The sequence below is a fragment of the Bacillus sp. KICET-3 genome, assembly GCF_033261025.1.
Lineage (GTDB): Bacteria > Bacillota > Bacilli > Bacillales > Bacillaceae > Bacillus > Bacillus sonorensis.
The window spans coordinates 2271082-2289000 of record NZ_CP137345.1 but is presented as its reverse complement, the minus strand read 5'-3'; the positions used below and the strand labels follow the sequence as shown (position 1 = coordinate 2289000).

The window sequence follows — 17919 nt, the reverse complement described above, 5'->3', positions numbered from 1 at the left end:
AACCTGCAATTTTTTCCTCGCTGCAATTCCTCCCGGAGTCTGTAAAAAAGCGGAATGACCGCCCCTTTTCATACTGCCACTTCAAATGTCAGCTTTTCACCGTGCTTATAATCGATCAATTTAAAATCATCAATCGTAAAATCATAAAAATCTTTTACATCCGGATTGATCCAAAGTTTTGGCGCTTCATGCTGCTCGCGCTTCAGCTGAATGCGCAAATGATCAATATGGCGGGTGTAGATGTGGCAGTCGCCGATATTAAAAATATACTCCCCAAGCTCGTAGCCGAGCACTTGGGCAATCATCCGCTGCAGCACATTATATTGAAACACATTGAACGGATTCCCCAAAGCCATATCATTGCTCCTTGCTCTTACTTCCAATGATAGTTTTCCTTCCTTAACATACCATTGCGTTTCATACACGCAAGGCGTCAGCGCCATCTCATCCAAATCATCCGGATTCCACAGCATTGTGATATGTCTGCGTGACGACGGATTGTGCTTTAATTGATGGAGCAAATAATCGACCTGATCTACTTTTTGGCCGTTTAGCGCTCTGTTTTTCTTTGCCAATTGATACCCGTATGCCGCACCGATCGTGCCGTCCTTCAGTCTCCACTGGTCCCAAATATGTACACCCATATCATTCAGCACTTGCACGTCATTGGATTTAAGCTGCCAGATCCACAGCAATTCTTTAATCGCCGTTTTCCATGCCACTTTTTTCGTTGTCAAAATCGGAACCTCTGAATTATCAAAACGCATTTTCTGGCTCATGACGCTCAAAGTATGGGCCGGTGTGCCGTCTGAATCCCACCTTGTCCGCACATCATACTCTTTATCAGAAATGCCGTTGTCCATAATGTTTTGAATGATTGCGTTGTATTGCTGATCATAGTGGCTCATGATATCCTCTCCTCTTCTTCTCTTTCCAAATGATATGAATAAAATGAGTTTTTTTCAATAGAAAAATCTTACGTGAATAAGTTGAACTTATAAATTTCCAAAGCTTCACGCAAAACATGTTTGTCATATCCGGCCATATGATGAATGTTTTCAACCCATCCCTCTATTGTATCCGGAGCCGGTTCATTGACTATTCCCCGGCTTGTGCTCAACCAGCTGCTCCAGTCGCAGAACTCCCAATGCGCGGTTTCATCTTGATACGGGACCCTGCACTCCAATAACGGCTCTCGATTGAATGTACGTTGCGAATATTCGGCGGCTTCTAAAAAAAGCTTCATCTCAACAGGTTCAGGGTTATAGCCTTGTTTTGACGTTTTTCCGTTCGGCCTGTGGTAGACGACTTCAATATGGCTGTGGACAGGCGTGATTTGAACCTGTGCAGCCGGAAAAAAGCCGCTCAGCTTCTCGTTTGTATAGTCTTCACTCTCAATATCCACTAAAATCGGCTGCAGCCACTGGTCTCCTAAATCGCATAAAAACCGCCGTCCTCTTTCATCGAGTGCGATCACCGCTGCATGCGCATCTTCCGTTTTGAAATGATGGCCGATCGGATAAGCTTCAATCCCCTCTTTGCTAAATTCATCAAGCAGCCAAATCGCGAGGTCGAAACAATTGCCTGAAATGCCGAATTGCCGGTAATGCTCTTTCATCAAAGATACCTCGCGCTGCTTCCGATTCCCGGCCTGCTGATAAAACCACGCTTTTGTCAACGTTTCCATCGGAAAACGGTCAAATTTCCGCCATGTCGAAAGGATGTTTTTCGAAGCCTGCATTCGATCACTCCTCTGTTTTTATTCGAACGCGAAAAAACCCTTAGTCAATAAGGGATTTTTCATAGAAAACTTATTTCTCATCCTTTGGGAGCTGGATTAAAGCATTTGAACCCGTAGCCTTCGGCATTTTTCCGTCCCACTTTTGTATCCATTGGTACTGAATCATTTCGTCAGACATTGATTTTTTGATAATGTCATTATACTCGGCAATACCTTCTGCTTCGATCTTTTTCTTTTTCGCTTCCGCTTCGGCTATCTTGAGTTCTGTCTGCGTTCTTTCCAGCTCCTGTGATGATTTGACGCGTGCGTCAATCGCTTCTTGTGTTGCCTTGTCAGGCTTTGGTACGCCCAGGGTTAAATCGTCAATGACAAAACCGAGCCTTTTCATATCATCGGCAAACGTTTTTTGCACCTCAGCGGCGGCATCAGATGACTTTTGTCCGTACGTATCAATGACTGAGTATTTTGAAATCGATTTTCTCGCCGCGTCCCACAGTCTTGTTTTCAGATAGCTGTTCTCAATTGATTGGATATCGACGGCTCCGAATTTATTAAACAATTCCACGACTTTATCAGGCTGAACGACATAGTTATAGGCAATGTCCATAGAAATGTTTTTTCCGTCAGAGGTGGCCACCTGGATATCCTGGTTGTTTACCGTCTGCATTCTGACCGGGTACTCTGTCACCTTGTCAAACAGTCCGACGAAATGCCACCCTTGATCAAGTGTTTCTGATTTGACGCCGCCGTTTGGAGAGTATACAACGCCAACGTAGCCGTTTGGTATTTTTTCGATAAATAACGATGCCAGGAATCCCCCTGCAATCAAGGCAATGCCAACGATTATTCCGCCAAGCAATGCTTTGCTTTTATTCTTTTTCGTTTGTTGTTCTTTCATCCGTGTCATCCTCCAGTGTTTTCTTGATTTTACTTGCCCCTCTTCCGATTTTTTGAAAAAGCGGACTTAGCATAAGCCATACTCCAAACCCGATGATGAACAGCAAAATGATCGAACCAATCATAACTTTCATGTTTCTCCCCCCTTGAGTTTAGAATGCAGTATGACTTTTCATCCTGCTTATATTTACGTTCATATGAACTTAAAGTTTCATTTTTTTAAAGCCGTCTGGAGGATTGCTGAAAGCTTTAGAGAATTTATAGCAAAGCCCCCCTAAATTGCTGCTTTTCGGGCAGAGTGACGAATATTTCAATAAGGAGGAATCCCATGATGCTTAAAAAAGGCGTTTATATCATAACCGGACTTATGGCCTCAGGAAAATCTACGATTGCGCAGATGCTGGCAGAACAATTTGATCAGGGAGTCCATGTACGCGGAGATATATTTCGGAAAATGATTGTAACAGGAGGAATCGATATGGCGCCTGAAAGCCCTCAAGCCGCAGTAGAACAATTGAGGCTTCGCTACCATATAGCGGCAAAAGTTGCAGACATGTACTACAAAAGCGGATTTGCAGTTGTGCTGCAGGATGTTTACTTGGGAAAAGAGGTCTATTCTTTTCTTGACCTGTTTGAAGCAAAGCCGCTGTACTTCATTACGCTGAATCCAAAAATTGACGTTTTGTTGAAGAGAGAGAAAAAGCGCAGTAAAACAGGCTACATTATCTGGGAAGTTGAAGCGCTTGAAAACATCATGAAAAATGAAAATCCGAGAATAGGGCTTTGGATCGATTCATCTGATTTGACGCCTGAAGAAACGCTGAATGACATTATCAAACGGGCAGAATCTGAGGCGCGCCTTGTATGACACGCTGATGACCCGGGGAATTCTGAGACAATGCAAGGCTGCAGACAAAGTCAGCAGCCTCTTGACAAGCGCCGGCTGTTCAAAACATTGGTTATGTATTGAAGATTTTATTTTTTATTTGTGAATAAATGGTTGGATTGAGCAAATAGATGATGGATTGCAGCTGTTCCTGTTTGTTGATCGAGGGATCTGCGTGATTCTGATGATTATAGCCGCTAAAAATCGCGATCATCGTCGATGCCATTACTCTTGGAGGAATCTGGGTTTGAACGATGCCTTCCTTCTGCAGCTGCTCGATCAGCACAACAAAAAACTCTCTCCATTGTTCATATAATAGTGCGACCTTCTTCTGGATTTCAGGATATCTGTGACTGTTTGCCATAAATTCCATAAATAAAGCTGTCGTATGCTCTTTATTCGTTTTTTGAATCAATTGCTCGATACCTGTTAACAGTCCCCTTAAAGTCTTCTTCCGAAAGCATTTCATGCTGATCTGAAAGCGTTCTTCCATTTGCTCGTTCACAATATGTAAAAATAACGTCTCTTTAGACTTAAAGTACAAATAAAATGTGGCTTTCGAATAACCGGCTTCCTTCATGATTTCATCAACAGAGGTTGCCGAATAGCCATTTTGAGCAAACAAACGGCAGCCCGCATCTATGATTTTTCGGACCGTATTCAGTGTATTCTTTTTCATTAAGCTGTCCTCTCTTTTCTGATTGAAAGTGAATGGGTATGTATTTAGAAAAGCAATAAGCGTTAAGCACCATTCCATTTTTGATAGAATCATAACTGTAAAAAACGCTTAATGATTACGATACGCCAACAGCCTGGACAGACGCTCTTTTATCAAGCATAGCAGTGTCAAGCGAACTACGCCAAGTGACATAAGCCCGTTATCTCCAATGAATTGAACAAGGCCAAACGGTATGTAAATTTATGCTTGAAGGTACTTCTTGACGACGAATTTCTCCCTTGTTTTGTTTTAATAAAATTCCCGGCATCCATTCTAACATTTAATGCTAAAAAATTCATATATATTCTAATTTATTTAATGAAACATTTCAGTCTTTTATAGGAATTGATAAAATGATCCGGGTCACCGTTGACCTCATAGGCGAAGACCCCTTGATTTGTATGGAGATAAAGCAGACCGGCGTCAGTGAACGGCCTGTATGACATATCATTGATATTTTCCAAATCAAATTGATGGCTTGCGCTTTGGACTCGATCTTTGTATAAACGGAGACAGTGCTGTGTTTTCACATATTTTTGCTGATTGTATTTGATGATCTTTTCTGTTTTATGATAAGAAATAACGGAAATGACGCTTTGCTCTTCCTTCACCTTGTTAGACCTCCATATTCAGGACAGACTGATCGGTATCCCGGCTTTTGACTACATGTTATCTGTTTCATAGACAAAGGTAAAGTCGCGATCTCCGTCAAAAAAGCACCGTTGAAGCATAATGAACCGCTTTTAAAACTACGCAATTGGATGTCGATGGATTTTATATAACATCTATCCTTTTGTGTATGGCGAATCCTCTATAGCCGGATGGTTTCCGCAGTGTGACAGGTGCCAAAGCGCTCTCCTGTTTGGGAAAGCACCTCTTCCCTTAATGTTGCTGTCGTCGTGCAACGCCTTCGTCCACCATATTGCTCGCATGACGGGCGGTTTTCTGGCGCTGAGATGATCAAGAGATTTACCGGAACGGAAAAATCGATACTTTCGCCGCTTTAAGTCTGTTTCATCAATACCCATTTGTTGTTACCACAAACTTACTTTTATAGCCGATTGCGCTGCCGGAAAAAAGCGGTCAGCCGTTTTTTTCGTTCGTTTCCCGGTAGTCTGCGGGCTCCCTCCTTTCATTGATTTTGAACATGAATGGTCCGTTTTCTATATTTTTCTTTTACCCCAAAACATGTCTGTCCTATTTTGTACATCGGAAGTAAAATGGATTTCTTTAACAAATGAAACATAAAAAAGCATACATATGTACGCTTTATTTTTCCTGCAGCCGCGGTTTTGCAGGATCGCACGCTGGCTTTTCCGTATTTGTCGATTCAGCGATTTTCATTAAATAATAGCATTCTTCCCTCGCCATATGGTCTGCCATCAGGGCTGAAAAAGTCCCAAGCATTTGATCGGTCAACTCCAATTCCTCTATCTCATGTAAAAAAGTACGGAACAATTCGATCTCAAGCTTGATGTCTTCGTTCATTTTTCTGAGGGCTGGAAATGATTCAACATTGGCTCTAAGGTAGCCTGTCAGCTCCACAGATTTCAGATAAAACTGTTCAAAGTGCTTCACAAAACCCCGGCTTTGTTTTTTCAGCCGTTTTTCAACCGCGTCGAGATCGTCGCTGATCGCCCCCGCATGTCCCGCTGCATCCATCAGCCACAGCATATGATGGTGCAATTCATGAAAAATGGGCGGGACTTCCCGCTTTTTCAGATATTTCATGACAAGTAAATACTCCTCGAGTTCATTTACCATATGATTGATAAATGTTGGTGAAAGGTGAATCCTAATATCGCCTGTTAAGTGCCTTCTAATCAGAGAAAGCTTGAATTTTCTGAAGCTGAGGGTATATTCCTCCGCTTCCAATGTGAGCGAATACAAATCGGCAGAAGTATTTACTTTCTTCAACAGCACATCAAACGTTTGCTTGAACCGCTTCGCCTGCTGAATGTCATCCTTTTCTTTTTCCGCCAAAGAATCAAGAATAAAACGGGCATGATCCCCCAAAACCTGAAGCCAGAATTTGTGTTCAAAGACTGCCGTTTCCTGAAATGTTTTCAAGACCGCGCCTCCCTTTCATAACCATTCTTCATTATGGCTATTCGCCGTCGGCTTGAATTATGATCAATGCAAGCTGTGATTCTATTAATTAATAGAGGTGTGGAGGCGGCGTGTCATGAATATAAGGCGGAGCTGGTCTTAAAACGGGTTTTTTGGCAAGCGGCTGCGGATGTTCTACATATGAAACACCCCTTCGCCATCTATGCTTCGGCCCTTTGCCCATCTTCCAGCGGCACTTTCATTTCCTCTGGAGAAATTAAATAAAACACGGGACACTTCTCTTTTCTCAAGATTTCTAGGGAAGGTGCTGGAAACGACGACATTTTCTTTTGCTTCTAATTCTTTAATCGCCAGTTCCCCAAATTGGCCCCCTAAAATTTCTTGGAGCTTTTTGGCGAACAAGGCATCGGGCTTGTCGGGTTTTGCATGATACTGCAATTCTTTAATATGAAAAACATAGGAACCGCTCCTTTCCCGATACCTTATGAGAAAGAAAAAAACAGGTGTATGTCTGATGGGTCTGATTGTACAGAAGGAGCCTTGGTACACAAGTCCTTGAAGCCGGCAAAGCGGCGAAACCGGCCTGGGCAGACATTCTAAAGAGCAAACATTAAAGCGGAAAAGCCTTCCGATTTTCATGATTTGTCTTGCAATAGCTCAACTATCCACTGATTCAGCTGCCGGGTTGACATTTCTCCTTCATAAGCGCGCTCGACCGTGCCGTCAGAATGAATAAAAAAGGTTGTCGGCAGATTAAGCAGCTCCCAGGAACGGAATACCTCTGCTCTCTTGTCCATAGCCACAGGAAAGGTCAAGCCGTAACGATCCAAAAAACTCCTCACCGCCACATCTGATTCCTGGACATTTACGCCGATGATTTCAAAATCGTCTCCTTTATAGCGCTCATATGCTTTCTGAATGGCCGGCATCTCTCTTTTGCATGGTTCACACCAAGAACCCCAAAAATTCACGACAACCGCCTTGCCTTTAAAATGTTTCAGCTCGATTTCCCCGCCGTTTACCCGCGGCAATGTAAAATTCGGGGCGGGCTGATGAAGTTCAGTGCTTTTCCCCCGGTCATCGTTCATCGCAAATTGCTGATAAAGAGCAAACCCTGCGGCCGAACATAACACGATGAAAATGATCATTCTGAACAAGCATCTCTTCTGTCTTTTCATCTGTATTCTCCTTTGACTCCCGCATGATCACGGATACAGCTCCCATAATACTTAGATACGGCCGGGGTGAATTCCTTTATACTGCACAAAAAACTATGCTATATATGGCAAATATTTTACGGAACCATTTCCCTCCTCTATTCGTATTTATCATTATAAAGGAGGAGATGCTAATGAAAGAATATGAATTTGTAAGAGTCGAACTGAGCGCATTCAACAAAAAACCAAAAGAAGATTACCAACAAATCATTCACGATTACGCACAAAAAGGATGGAGGTTTGTTCAAATCTTCGCGCCCGGCATTTCCGGATATGGAACAGCAGCTTATTTTGATCTGATCTTTGAAAGGGACGCCTAGTCAAGATGACTGGGCTTTCATTCTTTTTCAGAACCGGCTCTGTGTGGCCCCCTAAAAACTAGATATATAAATGCTCACGATTTATTTTGTTTTATGGCTAAAAATTCGTTTTGAAAAATGCACATTCTGATGGCATTATGGTAAAAGCCGTCCACGAAAAACTCGTCTTGCAGCTCGCTTTCGATTGAAAAACCGGATTTTTTATAAAGATGAATCGCTTTTTTGTTTTCTTCATCGACGATTAAATAAAGCTTATGCAAATTTAAAACCGAAAACGCGTAATTCATCGCCAAATAAGTGGCATCAAACGAATAGCCATTGCCTTGATGCTCCGGATCGATGATGATTTGAAACTCCGCTCTCCGATGAATATAATCAATCTCGACCAGCTCAACCAATCCGATCATCTCTGTGCCTTTTTGCACGATAAAGCGCCGTTCACTTTGGTCATGAATATGCTTATCAAACAAATCCTGCAATTCCACAAACGTCTCATACGGCTCCTCAAACCAATAAGACATGATCTTCGCATCATTATTGAGACGGTGGACAAACGGCAAATCCTCTCTTTCCAACGGACGCAATTTCAGCTGATAATCCATGTACATATCCTCCTCTATTAAGATGTAAGCCGGAGCCCAATGACCCCGACGATTATAAGACAAAGGGAAATCAATTGCGGGACACGGAACCGCTCCTTGAACCAAAGAAAGCTGACGGCTGTCACGCCGATGCTCCCTACTCCGGTCCAGACGGCATAAGCCACGCCGGAAGGAAGAGCCTGCATAGCTTTTGAAAGGCAATAAAACGATAGAGCAAAGCCCAGCGTCATGACAATGATCGGCCATTTCTTTCTCATGCCATCAATATATTTCATCGCTATGGCCGCAATCACTTCCTCAATACCGGCAATGAATAATAAAAACCACGCCATTACTGTTCACCTCTGGATTGAATGTTTTTTTCTTTAGTGAATAGCTTCATTCCGATAATCCCGGCCAGCAGCAAACCTAAAAAGAAAATCTGTCCTCCTGAAAAAGGTTCCCCAAAAAAGATTCCTGCTGCATATGTGCCAACCGTGCCAATTCCGACAAAGACGGTGTAAGCCGAAGCCATCGGTATTGTTTTGTAAGAACAAATTAACAAAATAAAGCTGACGGCAATCAAAACAAGGATGATTAACCAATCAGAGAACGTATCCGCATGTTTAAGAGCGGTGGCCCAAATCACTTCAAGAAAACCCGCGATGAAAACAAGCAGCCAGCTCAAACAAAACACCCCCATGATATGAATGAATGTCAGTCATTTTTAGGCCATAAAAAATGAACGGTGCATACCCGTCATTTTTTATGTAAAACTAAGCTCCTTTTGAGAAATGTAAAAATTTCATTCTTGAATGCTTCCAGATCTTCATCTTTTTCAGCCCCAATGTAGTACCGTTCAGCTGTATTTTCAACAAAATTAATAATCGTTCTGGCCGTCCATCTTACATTAATATCACGAATAATGTCACCGTTCTCAGCGGCTTTTTTGATGATTTCCTCAAGCCAGGAATAATACGGCTGATAAATCGCTTCCCACTTTTCCATTGAGTGATCGATCGCAAGACCGGAATAGCAAAGAACGATAATATCCTTATGAACGTTGGTTATATGAAAGGTTTCATCAATTAAAATCTCTAAAACCCTCCAGAAATGCTCTGTGCCGTCAATTTTGCCTTTAATTTGCTCCAGAGTATGTGTCAGAAGATTTTCGGCAATCGCCGGTATCAAAGCATTTTTTGAGGAGAAGTATAAATAAAAGGTCCCTTGTGCGGTCCCTGCCCGTTTCACAATATCTGAAATGGAGGCCTTATCCAACCCTTTTTCAGAAATGACTTCAATGGCCGCATGCAGAATTTTTTCATATTTCCCCGACGTTTGTTTTGGCATATTGAAGACCTCCCTAAAAATGAATGACTCTCATTCATTTTAGCGGATCAATTTTTTCGTGTCAACAGAGGCTTGAGCCGTTTTGCTGAACGTTGAAACGGTCTTCGATGAATGAAAATCCACAACCGTATTCTATGATACTGTCTTGTCACTAAATGAAATAACCGAGCGAATCCGGCGGGTGGATTGATGTTAATTGCCCTTTGCCAGCAAAGAAAAACTCCTTGCAGCGCCTATTTGGTATGCATGCAGATGTCTGTTATCGACGCCACTCAATCGACAAGACAACCTAATTCAAGGTTGTCTTGCGTTGAAAAAAGCCCCTGTATTCCATTACGTTTCCATTCTTTCAGCAGCTTTAAATGCTGCACTTTCGTATTGGACGTTGGTCGTGCCGATAATCCCTGTGATTCCCAAAAAAACAACTGCATAAATGAAAATTTTAGACTTCAAGCAACAATTCACCCCGCTGAATTTTTATTCGTGCGTCAATCGCCTTGCGGTAAAACTCGTTTGCGCCCATTAATTCCCGCTTGCTGGACAGAAAGTCCCCGATAAAAACGCCGTACCATTCCATATCAGGATACATGTTTGTTTTTTCGAAGTATTGAAATGTTTCCCGTAAAAGGTCTAAATTCGGAGATAAGTAAAGACCTTTAACCATTTTTAGTTTTTCGAGCACGGTTTCCTCTCTGCATTGTTTCGCTAACTTCTTTGACTTTTTATAAAATTCCTTGGCATTTTCCAGATTATTTTGTTTCCCTTCATTAAACGCCATCATAAACAACGTTCTTGCCTGATAGTTCAAATTTTCAGGCTCTTGAATGTCAAGTGATTTTTTGTAATAAAGGGAAGCATTAGCATATTCTTCAAGCTTATCATAACATAATCCAACATTAAAAAGCGCTTTGCGGATCAAATAATTTTCGCCAAGTTTCTCGGCATCTTCTAATGCTTGCTTCGCGTGCTTTAACGCTTCTTCATTGCGCATATTATCGAGCCAGTTTCCTGAAATGACAAACTGACAGTGAACCTGTCTGCCGCCATAGCTGGGGTCGTTGCGGTAAATATGATAGGCGCGTCTGGCGTAATGCATCGAAAAGTATGTCTGCTTCATATGGTAAAAGACTTCAGACATCTTAAAGTAAAATTCAGCTTTCTCCACTTCTTCCCCTTCGATAGAATCGAGTTCTTGCTCCGCTATTCTGTAGAAATTCAAACAATGAATCAGTTCTTTTTGCCTGAAATAGTACATTCCCATAAAGAAATGATAATAATATTCAAGCTTCCCATTTAAGTTCTTGCTTCTTCTCGTTGTCTTCAGCTCTTCATATCGCTTTTCAATATCCCTCTTCACATCTGGATAGAGGTAGTCAAGCATCAGTTCGTGGCGGAATTCCAGAAGGGAAAAATAAAGGAGCACATCTTGATTTTCTTCCATCAGTGCTATTTCTTTTTTAACTTCCTCTTTTCGTTCTTCAGCTGTCTTCACCCAATTATTTTTAATAGCGACATACCAATGATTCATTTTCGTTGCTACCCAATCATAAGGAATCACCATTTCATTGGACAAGTTTCAAACCCCTTCCGTTGGGATAAATGATAAAAATGAAATTGTTTCATCCCGTATCTTTTGGACTTGTTCAATATCGTGTGAAACTTTACCGCACGCACTCTTTAAGCAACTCCCAAATATTTATTGATGTTTATTATATTATACGATATTTTCAGAATCTTAAGAATATGTAATGCAAATAAATGATTTTCTTACATTTTTACGCTTCCCTCTTTTTCCCTTATCAAGTCTGAGCGCTGTGACCGACAAAGTTTTGTAAATGTTAACACCCCTATCCCTGCAAGGATTTCAACCAGCCCTCCAAAAGCAATTACTTTTCCCGCTCCAAAAATTTCCGCTGCGTAGCCTGAGATTAACGCCCCCAACGGAATCATGACATACGAGATCGTTCTGATAACGGCAAATACTTGCGGCTGATCATCATCATCAACCGATATCTGAATAATCGTATGTTCAGGGACATTGATTGCACTGATTGTTGCTCCAAGAGTAAAAGCCGCTAAGAATACAAGCAGCAAGATTGAATTCATTCCGGTCAAGAAAAATGCTGCGCCCTCTACCATTCCGGCTGCGACAAACAGCAGCCCATATCGATTCACTTTTACTTTTGTCAAAATATATCCCATCAAAAATGCTCCTGCGGCTGTTAAGATCCTCATGATGGAATGAACCATCGGCCCCTCGTTTAAATCTTCGGCAATATAGACTGCAGCCAATGCTTCCCATGGAGCGGAACCTATATTTAAAAAAATGCAATAGACCGCAAGCGGAAACAAAATATGATGCTGCCGGACAAGAGCAAATCCCCTTTTTAATTTCTTCAAATATGTACCCTGCTGTTTAGGGCCCCCGGCTTTCGCTTCTTCAGCTTTTGTATGGTACGTAATCAAAAGAACCAGAAAGGCCGACATCATGTAGAGCGGAAGGATGATCAGCATTGTATAGGCTGCGCCGATCACAACGATCATAGCGCCGCAAAGCGTCACAGCAGCCAGTTTTACAATTTGACCCGAAGACTGGATCACTGCATTCGCCTTTTGAATGAGATCCTCTTTCACAATTTTCGGAATGATGGAAACAGATGCAGGGTCATATGAAGCTCCTGTGGCTGAATGAATAAGCATGAGTAAGATGATAAACCACAGCGGAGAAAAGCCATTAAAATAGCATATTGGAATCACCAGCATGATGAATGCCCTTGTCAGATCAGAAAAAAACATCCAGAACTTTAGTGCGGCTGTGTTCATCAGCGGCGTGATGATTGGCCCTATAACGGCCTGAGGAAGAAAAGTGACAGCTATTAAAAAAGCAGTACCGAGAGCCCCTTTGCCATCCAGAATCAAAAACCACAGAATCGTATTAAACGCCAAGGTATCTGCCGTTATCTTTACCATTTTTGAATAAAAAAGAAACGTGAAGTTTTTTTGCCAAACCGTGTTTGTCCCATCCATTTCTCCGAAATCCCCCTTACAAAAATCCCTCATTTTTACAATAGCTATCTATTAAGGTATCCTATTTTTGGTTTGCAAGTCAATAAGTGCATGAAGGACTTTTACATTCTCTCGTTATAGTAAGAGCCTTCTCACATGATTGCTTTATCAGCAATATAGACATGGCGTTATATTCCATTCGTGAAATATAACAAGACTAAAAATGTGTTTATTCATCTAAATGGAAAACGAAACGTATGGCTTGACAAACGGCAAGCCTTGATTTCCCATGTCTTCCAATGATATGATTCGTGGTGAACATATTCATTTTAACGGTCCGACTTATGAAACAATGTCCGGCAGCTAAAACACCGTATAATCACAAATGGCTGGTACATGAATGGAGCAGGGGAGGTTCAGATACATACAATATAGCTGAAAAATTCGGGTTTAAAGAAGGTGGAATACATATGAAGTTTAACAAAGCCGGTTTTTTGGGGGCTCTTTTTATTTTTTTCTCTTTCATCATATCAATATATTTTATCTTTTATACTGATGCTTTAATACCTGCAGGGTATGATTTAGCGATTGACGGAATCGTCATCTCCAGAACTTTAATGATCGCTCTGACTTTATACTTAGCCTCAAAATTAGGATACTTCCTTCTTAACAAAAAAGATTAACTGATTCATTGAAAGCCGGTTGCAGCTTTGTTAATAATCTGTGGTAACCGCTTTCCCCCTTTCAAGCTTTTGCTGCTATGTATGGCCTATATATGATAACCTGTCCTTTTCATCCGCTGTAAAAAGGAATGACATTTAATGATGGATATGATTAAAAAAATCATTGCCGGTTTTTTCATCTGCCATATAACGTTTTTAAGTCTCATCTATTTACATCTTTTTCGGCTGGGAGTACTTAATGAATGGGACGATACGTTCATCTATGCATTCATGATATTTTCTTACATACCAGTCATGGCTCTATTGGAGTACTTTATGTTTTATATCTTTATCAACATGCTTCATTTGCGATTTTCCATAAGAATAGCCACAGTGTCTGTATTAACGGTTCTGGTTAATAGTGTCATTCTTTATTTCCAATCAAAAGAAATGATAATAGCGGGTATAACGGCCATAAGCACTCTCATGATGTGTACGGCCCTGCCTTTTATAAACAGAAAAAAACGCACCGAAACAAAGAACTAAAGGAGTACAGCTGAAACATGAACAAAAAAGATTTACCCTTCAAAAAATTGGATTTGAAGTCTAAGTTAAGCGTCATCATTGGCATCGGTCTGATTCTCTTTGTGGCTGTTGCAATCACCGCGTTTTTTATCTTTTTTGGCGTCACCGGATTTTTCAGGCTATTTGGTGTTTCTTATGAATCGAACACCTCCATCGTGATCTTTATTCTTCTTTGCTTTTTAGTCGGCGCGTTTTTTGAATTTATTGAAAAAATACTGGTCGTTATGGTCTCTCTATCTTTTGATAACAGAGCTTTATATCTTTCTCTAACATTTACAATCCATTTTTTTATGAATTTGATCACATTTCACATTGTAGACAGGATCATGTCCAGCATTTTTATACCTGCACACGTTCTTTTAGCCGCCTCAGCCTTGATTGCTTTCATTGAAGTGGTGTTTGATAAAAAACACGCTAAATCTCATTAAAAACAATTTTATATTTATGGCACGATGTTGCCGGCTGCTTTGTAAATCTCATACCATTCCTCACGGGTCAGCTTGATTTCAGAACCCTTGCACGCATCCTTCATTCTCTTCATTTTCGTCGTACCGAGCACCACTTGAATATCAGCCGGATGAGTTGTAATCCAAGCAACAGCGATTGCCGTGTTTGGCACATCATATTTTCTAGCAATTTGCTCAATCACTTCATTTAGTTTTGGGAATTTTTCATGATCTCCCAAAAACGGCCCTTTAAAAAAGCCGGTTTGGAAGGGCGACCATGCTTGTACCGTAATATCATGCAGACGGCAATATTCCAATATACTGCTGTCGCGGTTAATCGCTTGATCTGCTCCCATATTTAAAGCAATTCCCGCATCAATCAGCGGTGTATGGGCAATGCTGAATTGGAGCTGGTTTACCACCACTTTATGCCGAATATACTTTTCCAGTAATTGAATCTGTGCCGGATTGTGGTTTGATACGCCAAAATACCTTACCTTTCCGCTGGCATGAAGCTCATCAAACGCCTCGGCAACCTCCTCCGGATCCATCAACGGGTCGGGACGATGAAGCAAAAGAATATCCAGATAATCCGTTTTTAATCGATTTAAACTATTGTTGACGGAATCAATAATATGCTCTTTTGAAAAATCATAGTAATTTTTTGCGGAGTTGATGCCGCATTTCGTTTGCAGAACCATTTTCTCGCGTATACCGGCGTTCATTTGAACCGCTTTCGCAAAATGTTCCTCACATTGGCCGACAAATTCGGATCCATAAATATCTGCATGATCAAAAAAGTTAATGTTCTCCTCCATCGCTGTACGAATAAGCTTTTCAGCAGCAGATACAGACAGCTCAGTTAAACGCATATTTCCCATTATCAGATTTGACACTTGCAAATCGGTATTAGCTATCCTGTTGTATTTCACTTAAAATACCTCCTTTTGAGATGTGCTGGTGAGAATTGCTGTTTACTCCTAGTATTCGATACGGGCACCCTCTCCTCCTTGGAAAAACTGGTGAATAAAGATTATAAGTTTATTTTTGAAACCCCTTATATATGATCTATACAATAACTCGTGATTAACATAGGATGAACTATGACTTCAAGGAGGTGAACTACATGAGCGGAGGTTACGGAACAGGTTTTGCGTTAATTGTTGTTTTGTTCATTCTCTTGATCATCGTCGGAGCCAGCTGGGTTGGCGGCGGATTTTATTAATCGTCATTCCCCAACTCCTATTTGAGAAGTGCAGGAATAACATGTCGGTACACGGTAAGCAAAAGGTGTTATCACTGCACTCTCAAACCACTGTCAGAAAAAAATGCTTTTCCCTGATTTATTTACTCCTCCCCATGTTATTGAATGACGTAATAAAAGGCCCTTTTTAAGGGTCTTTTCTCTTTACAGCTGTTTCAGCGGGTAAGAATCGTCGCATGCAGTTTCAGTTACAGATGACCCGGAATGGCAGTTTCCATAAGTGCTGCCTGTCCCAAAAAACCCTCAGCCATTAGACGGTTCTTTAAAATAAAAAACTGGTATGAATTCGATTAAATATCGTCATCACACCAGCCAATATGTAAAATTGCTTCTATTTTCTGATTCAACTGTAAAAACCAATTAGAAATTATTTAAACCAAGCTTTTCCTAAGTTATTCATAAAGTTTTTATCGTTAAAAGGAACGTTTGCTTTTCCGAAATCTGTTGTATTTAGTGCATTCCTTGCAGCAGGAGTTAAATCATCCCAGCCGATTAACGGCTGAGTGCCACCTACAACACGATCGCTCATCATCAATTCATGGTTGAGCGGCCACGTGCTGTCATAGGCAATCAAAGGATGAGTGCCATCTTCCATGTTGGTTCCGCTAGGAGCTGCATTTGTAAATTTTCCGTGGCCTGAATATGCAACCGATAAAGCTTTTGGATTTTGATTTGCCGGATTATCAACCCATACGACGATTCCTTCCCAGTCGTGTCTATGACCTAATCCAGGCGAAGCTTCATCTTTAGGAAAATACCAGGAATACATAATAGCCCAAACTCCATTGTACCAGGCAGAGCGCGTATATACTTGTCCAGTATTTTTGCTGCAATGTCCTTCAGGCGCTCCAGTAGGCTCCAACCCTCCACTTGTGTTGCCTTGCGCATCGACTGCAGGAAATGGCACACATCCGCTGTACACCTTCAAATATGGCTGAAAACGTTTTGCTGCTTTTTGAGAAACGGTTGAAGGGGCTACTTCTTTGAATCCTACCACTTTGTCATGATCAATGACACCTGCATTTGCAGTTGGAACCAGGCTGGCAGATGAAAAAAATGACAGTAACAGTGCGGCACATACAATTTTCTTCATTTTTTTACCTCCTCTTCCTTTATAAGATTGATTGTATGTAAGGGGCATGCTTTGTCAATTGCATCATTTGTACTATTTTTCAAGGATGGATGTGATTCGATTTATAAAAGGAATCCCCAGGTTAAAAACTGGAGACTCCTCCTTTTCTCAATATTTTCTTAAACGATAGCACGATAAATAAAAGAGAGACGATCATTTCTGATCATCTCTCTTTTAATTTCCAACCGATGCACTGCATTTCTTATCGATAAACAAGACCGCCATCAGTCAGTATAGCCTGGCCGGTTATATAATCTGAATCATCTGAAGCCAAGAAAGATACTAAATTAGCGACATCTTCAGGTGTTTGATATCTTTTGAGCGCAATTTCTGAAGAGAACTTTTCAAAAGCTTCCCCCGGCTTTAAGTCATCACTGTACTTAACCATTTCTTCATCGATTCTGTCCCACATTTTTGTTTTTGCAACACCTGGACAGTATGCATTTACGGTTATTTTATATTTAGCCAACTCTTTAGCGGCTGAATGTGTGAAAGATTTTACGGCATGCTTAGTTGCAGAATATGTGCCAAGCATTTCAAATGATTCGTGGCCTGCTATACTGCAGGCATTAATGATTTTTCCTTTTGTTTCTTGCTTAATGAATTGTTCTGCCGCTGCCTGAGTGCCAAATACCACACCATTCACATTAATGTTAAACAATCTGTTGAGCTGTTCTTCTGTAATTTCCAAAAACGGCGAAACCGCATCGATCCCCGCATTGTTCACAAAAACATCTAAACGGCCAAATGCAGCGACTGCTTTTTTCACTAAATTGAACTGGTCTTCTCGTTTAGATACATCCCCTTTAACACCGATAACACGAAAATTTTTTTCTTCAAATTCTGAAACCGTTTTGTTTAGCAGTGCTTCATTTATATCATGCAGCACAACACGAAAACCATCCTTGCATAGCCTCTCAGCTATGCCTTTCCCTAATCCGCCTGCAGAACCTGTAACGATTGCTACCTTGTTCATAAACATTCCCCTTTTGCGAAAAAATTAGTGTGTTCATCTCTTTCAGTATAGCAAAATCGATGTCAATT

General features: G+C 41.1%; 22 protein-coding genes and 1 pseudogene. 5 read left to right on the top strand and 18 right to left on the bottom strand.

All coding sequences use genetic code 11. The annotated features are described in order from the left end of the window. Positions 1–68: 68 nt before the first annotated feature. From R5H20_RS11650 to R5H20_RS11635, 4 genes are all read right to left on the bottom strand, one after another. Positions 69–908 (bottom strand): thymidylate synthase, encoded by an 840-nt coding sequence (locus R5H20_RS11650; RefSeq protein ID WP_006637021.1) that lies wholly within the window; start codon positions 906–908, stop codon positions 69–71. Between the two features lie 68 nt (positions 909–976). Beyond that, entirely contained in the window at positions 977–1741 is a 765-nt protein-coding gene (locus tag R5H20_RS11645; protein WP_006637020.1) for a hypothetical protein, read from the bottom strand. A gap of 70 nt (positions 1742–1811) precedes the next feature. After that, the gene (locus tag R5H20_RS11640) at positions 1812–2639 is read right to left on the bottom strand and encodes a prohibitin family protein (protein ID WP_006637019.1); all 828 of its coding nucleotides are present in this window, start codon (positions 2637–2639) and stop codon (positions 1812–1814) included. Beyond that, on the bottom strand, positions 2611–2772 hold the full coding sequence (locus R5H20_RS11635) for a hypothetical protein (RefSeq protein ID WP_006637018.1): 162 nt from the start codon (positions 2770–2772) through the stop codon (positions 2611–2613). The genes R5H20_RS11640 and R5H20_RS11635 overlap by 29 nt, the downstream gene beginning before the upstream one ends. A 194-nt stretch (positions 2773–2966) precedes the next feature. Between R5H20_RS11635 and R5H20_RS11630 the strand changes: the two genes are divergently transcribed. Next, positions 2967–3506, top strand: coding sequence for an AAA family ATPase (locus tag R5H20_RS11630; RefSeq protein ID WP_100244879.1), 540 nt, complete (start codon positions 2967–2969; stop codon positions 3504–3506). A 91-nt stretch (positions 3507–3597) separates the two neighbouring features. Here the strand turns inward: R5H20_RS11630 and R5H20_RS11625 are convergent, their stop codons facing one another. From R5H20_RS11625 to resA, 5 genes and pseudogenes are all read right to left on the bottom strand, one after another. Continuing rightward, positions 3598–4203, bottom strand: coding sequence for a TetR/AcrR family transcriptional regulator (locus tag R5H20_RS11625; protein WP_006637016.1), 606 nt, complete (start codon positions 4201–4203; stop codon positions 3598–3600). Positions 4204–4553: 350 nt separating this feature from the next. Continuing rightward, complete coding sequence (locus R5H20_RS11620) at positions 4554–4853, bottom strand: hypothetical protein (protein ID WP_006637015.1); 300 nt, start codon at positions 4851–4853, stop codon at positions 4554–4556. Between the two features lie 658 nt (positions 4854–5511). Beyond that, a complete protein-coding gene (locus R5H20_RS11615) occupies positions 5512–6312 on the bottom strand; it encodes a DUF2935 domain-containing protein (RefSeq protein WP_006637014.1) in 801 nt (266 codons plus the stop codon). An 88-nt stretch (positions 6313–6400) separates the two neighbouring features. Further along, positions 6401–6798: pseudogene (locus tag R5H20_RS11610) on the bottom strand (manganese catalase family protein). Positions 6799–6947: 149 nt separating this feature from the next. Continuing rightward, a complete protein-coding gene (gene resA, locus R5H20_RS11605) occupies positions 6948–7490 on the bottom strand; it encodes a thiol-disulfide oxidoreductase ResA (RefSeq protein ID WP_006637012.1) in 543 nt (180 codons plus the stop codon). Positions 7491–7663: 173 nt separating this feature from the next. Between resA and R5H20_RS11600 the strand changes: the two genes are divergently transcribed. Then, entirely contained in the window at positions 7664–7849 is a 186-nt protein-coding gene (locus R5H20_RS11600; RefSeq protein ID WP_006637011.1) for a DUF4177 domain-containing protein, read from the top strand. Between the two features lie 74 nt (positions 7850–7923). Here R5H20_RS11600 and speG read toward each other — a convergent pair whose 3' ends face one another. The 6 genes from speG to R5H20_RS11570 all read right to left on the bottom strand — a co-directional run bounded on the left by speG (position 7924) and on the right by R5H20_RS11570 (position 12807). Further along, complete coding sequence (gene speG / locus R5H20_RS11595) at positions 7924–8451, bottom strand: spermidine N1-acetyltransferase (RefSeq protein ID WP_006637010.1); 528 nt, start codon at positions 8449–8451, stop codon at positions 7924–7926. A gap of 17 nt (positions 8452–8468) precedes the next feature. After that, complete coding sequence (locus R5H20_RS11590; RefSeq protein ID WP_006637009.1) at positions 8469–8783, bottom strand: DMT family transporter; 315 nt, start codon at positions 8781–8783, stop codon at positions 8469–8471. Beyond that, positions 8783–9118 (bottom strand): DMT family transporter, encoded by a 336-nt coding sequence (locus tag R5H20_RS11585; protein ID WP_006637008.1) that lies wholly within the window; start codon positions 9116–9118, stop codon positions 8783–8785. Before R5H20_RS11585 ends, R5H20_RS11590 begins: the two co-directional genes overlap by 1 nt. 71 nt (positions 9119–9189) lie before the next feature. Then, entirely contained in the window at positions 9190–9780 is a 591-nt protein-coding gene (locus tag R5H20_RS11580) for a TetR/AcrR family transcriptional regulator (protein WP_006637007.1), read from the bottom strand. A 442-nt stretch (positions 9781–10222) separates the two neighbouring features. Beyond that, positions 10223–11353: a Rap family tetratricopeptide repeat protein gene (locus R5H20_RS11575; protein WP_006637006.1), complete on the bottom strand. Its 1131-nt coding sequence runs from the start codon at positions 11351–11353 to the stop codon at positions 10223–10225. A gap of 194 nt (positions 11354–11547) precedes the next feature. Continuing rightward, a complete protein-coding gene (locus R5H20_RS11570) occupies positions 11548–12807 on the bottom strand; it encodes an MFS transporter (protein ID WP_006637005.1) in 1260 nt (419 codons plus the stop codon). A 323-nt stretch (positions 12808–13130) separates the two neighbouring features. On the opposite strand from R5H20_RS11570, the gene R5H20_RS23595 reads away from it, so the two are divergent. Together R5H20_RS23595 and R5H20_RS11560 are read left to right on the top strand one after the other, a co-directional pair. Beyond that, on the top strand, positions 13131–13469 hold the full coding sequence (locus R5H20_RS23595; protein WP_373870216.1) for a hypothetical protein: 339 nt from the start codon (positions 13131–13133) through the stop codon (positions 13467–13469). Between the two features lie 542 nt (positions 13470–14011). Beyond that, a complete protein-coding gene (locus tag R5H20_RS11560) occupies positions 14012–14461 on the top strand; it encodes a YrvL family regulatory protein (protein ID WP_006637002.1) in 450 nt (149 codons plus the stop codon). Positions 14462–14475: 14 nt separating this feature from the next. Here the strand turns inward: R5H20_RS11560 and R5H20_RS11555 are convergent, their stop codons facing one another. Then, positions 14476–15411 (bottom strand): aldo/keto reductase, encoded by a 936-nt coding sequence (locus R5H20_RS11555; RefSeq protein WP_006637001.1) that lies wholly within the window; start codon positions 15409–15411, stop codon positions 14476–14478. Between the two features lie 194 nt (positions 15412–15605). Here R5H20_RS11555 and R5H20_RS11550 point away from each other — a divergent pair, with 194 nt between their 5' ends. After that, positions 15606–15704, top strand: a complete 99-nt coding sequence (locus R5H20_RS11550; protein WP_081605354.1) for a YjcZ family sporulation protein — start codon at positions 15606–15608, stop codon at positions 15702–15704. A gap of 406 nt (positions 15705–16110) precedes the next feature. Here R5H20_RS11550 and R5H20_RS11545 read toward each other — a convergent pair whose 3' ends face one another. Both R5H20_RS11545 and R5H20_RS11540 read right to left on the bottom strand, forming a co-directional pair. Next, the gene (locus R5H20_RS11545; RefSeq protein WP_006637000.1) at positions 16111–16836 is read right to left on the bottom strand and encodes an NPP1 family protein; all 726 of its coding nucleotides are present in this window, start codon (positions 16834–16836) and stop codon (positions 16111–16113) included. Between the two features lie 241 nt (positions 16837–17077). Beyond that, complete coding sequence (locus tag R5H20_RS11540; RefSeq protein WP_006636999.1) at positions 17078–17851, bottom strand: acetoin reductase; 774 nt, start codon at positions 17849–17851, stop codon at positions 17078–17080. Between the last annotated feature and the right edge of the window lie 68 nt (positions 17852–17919).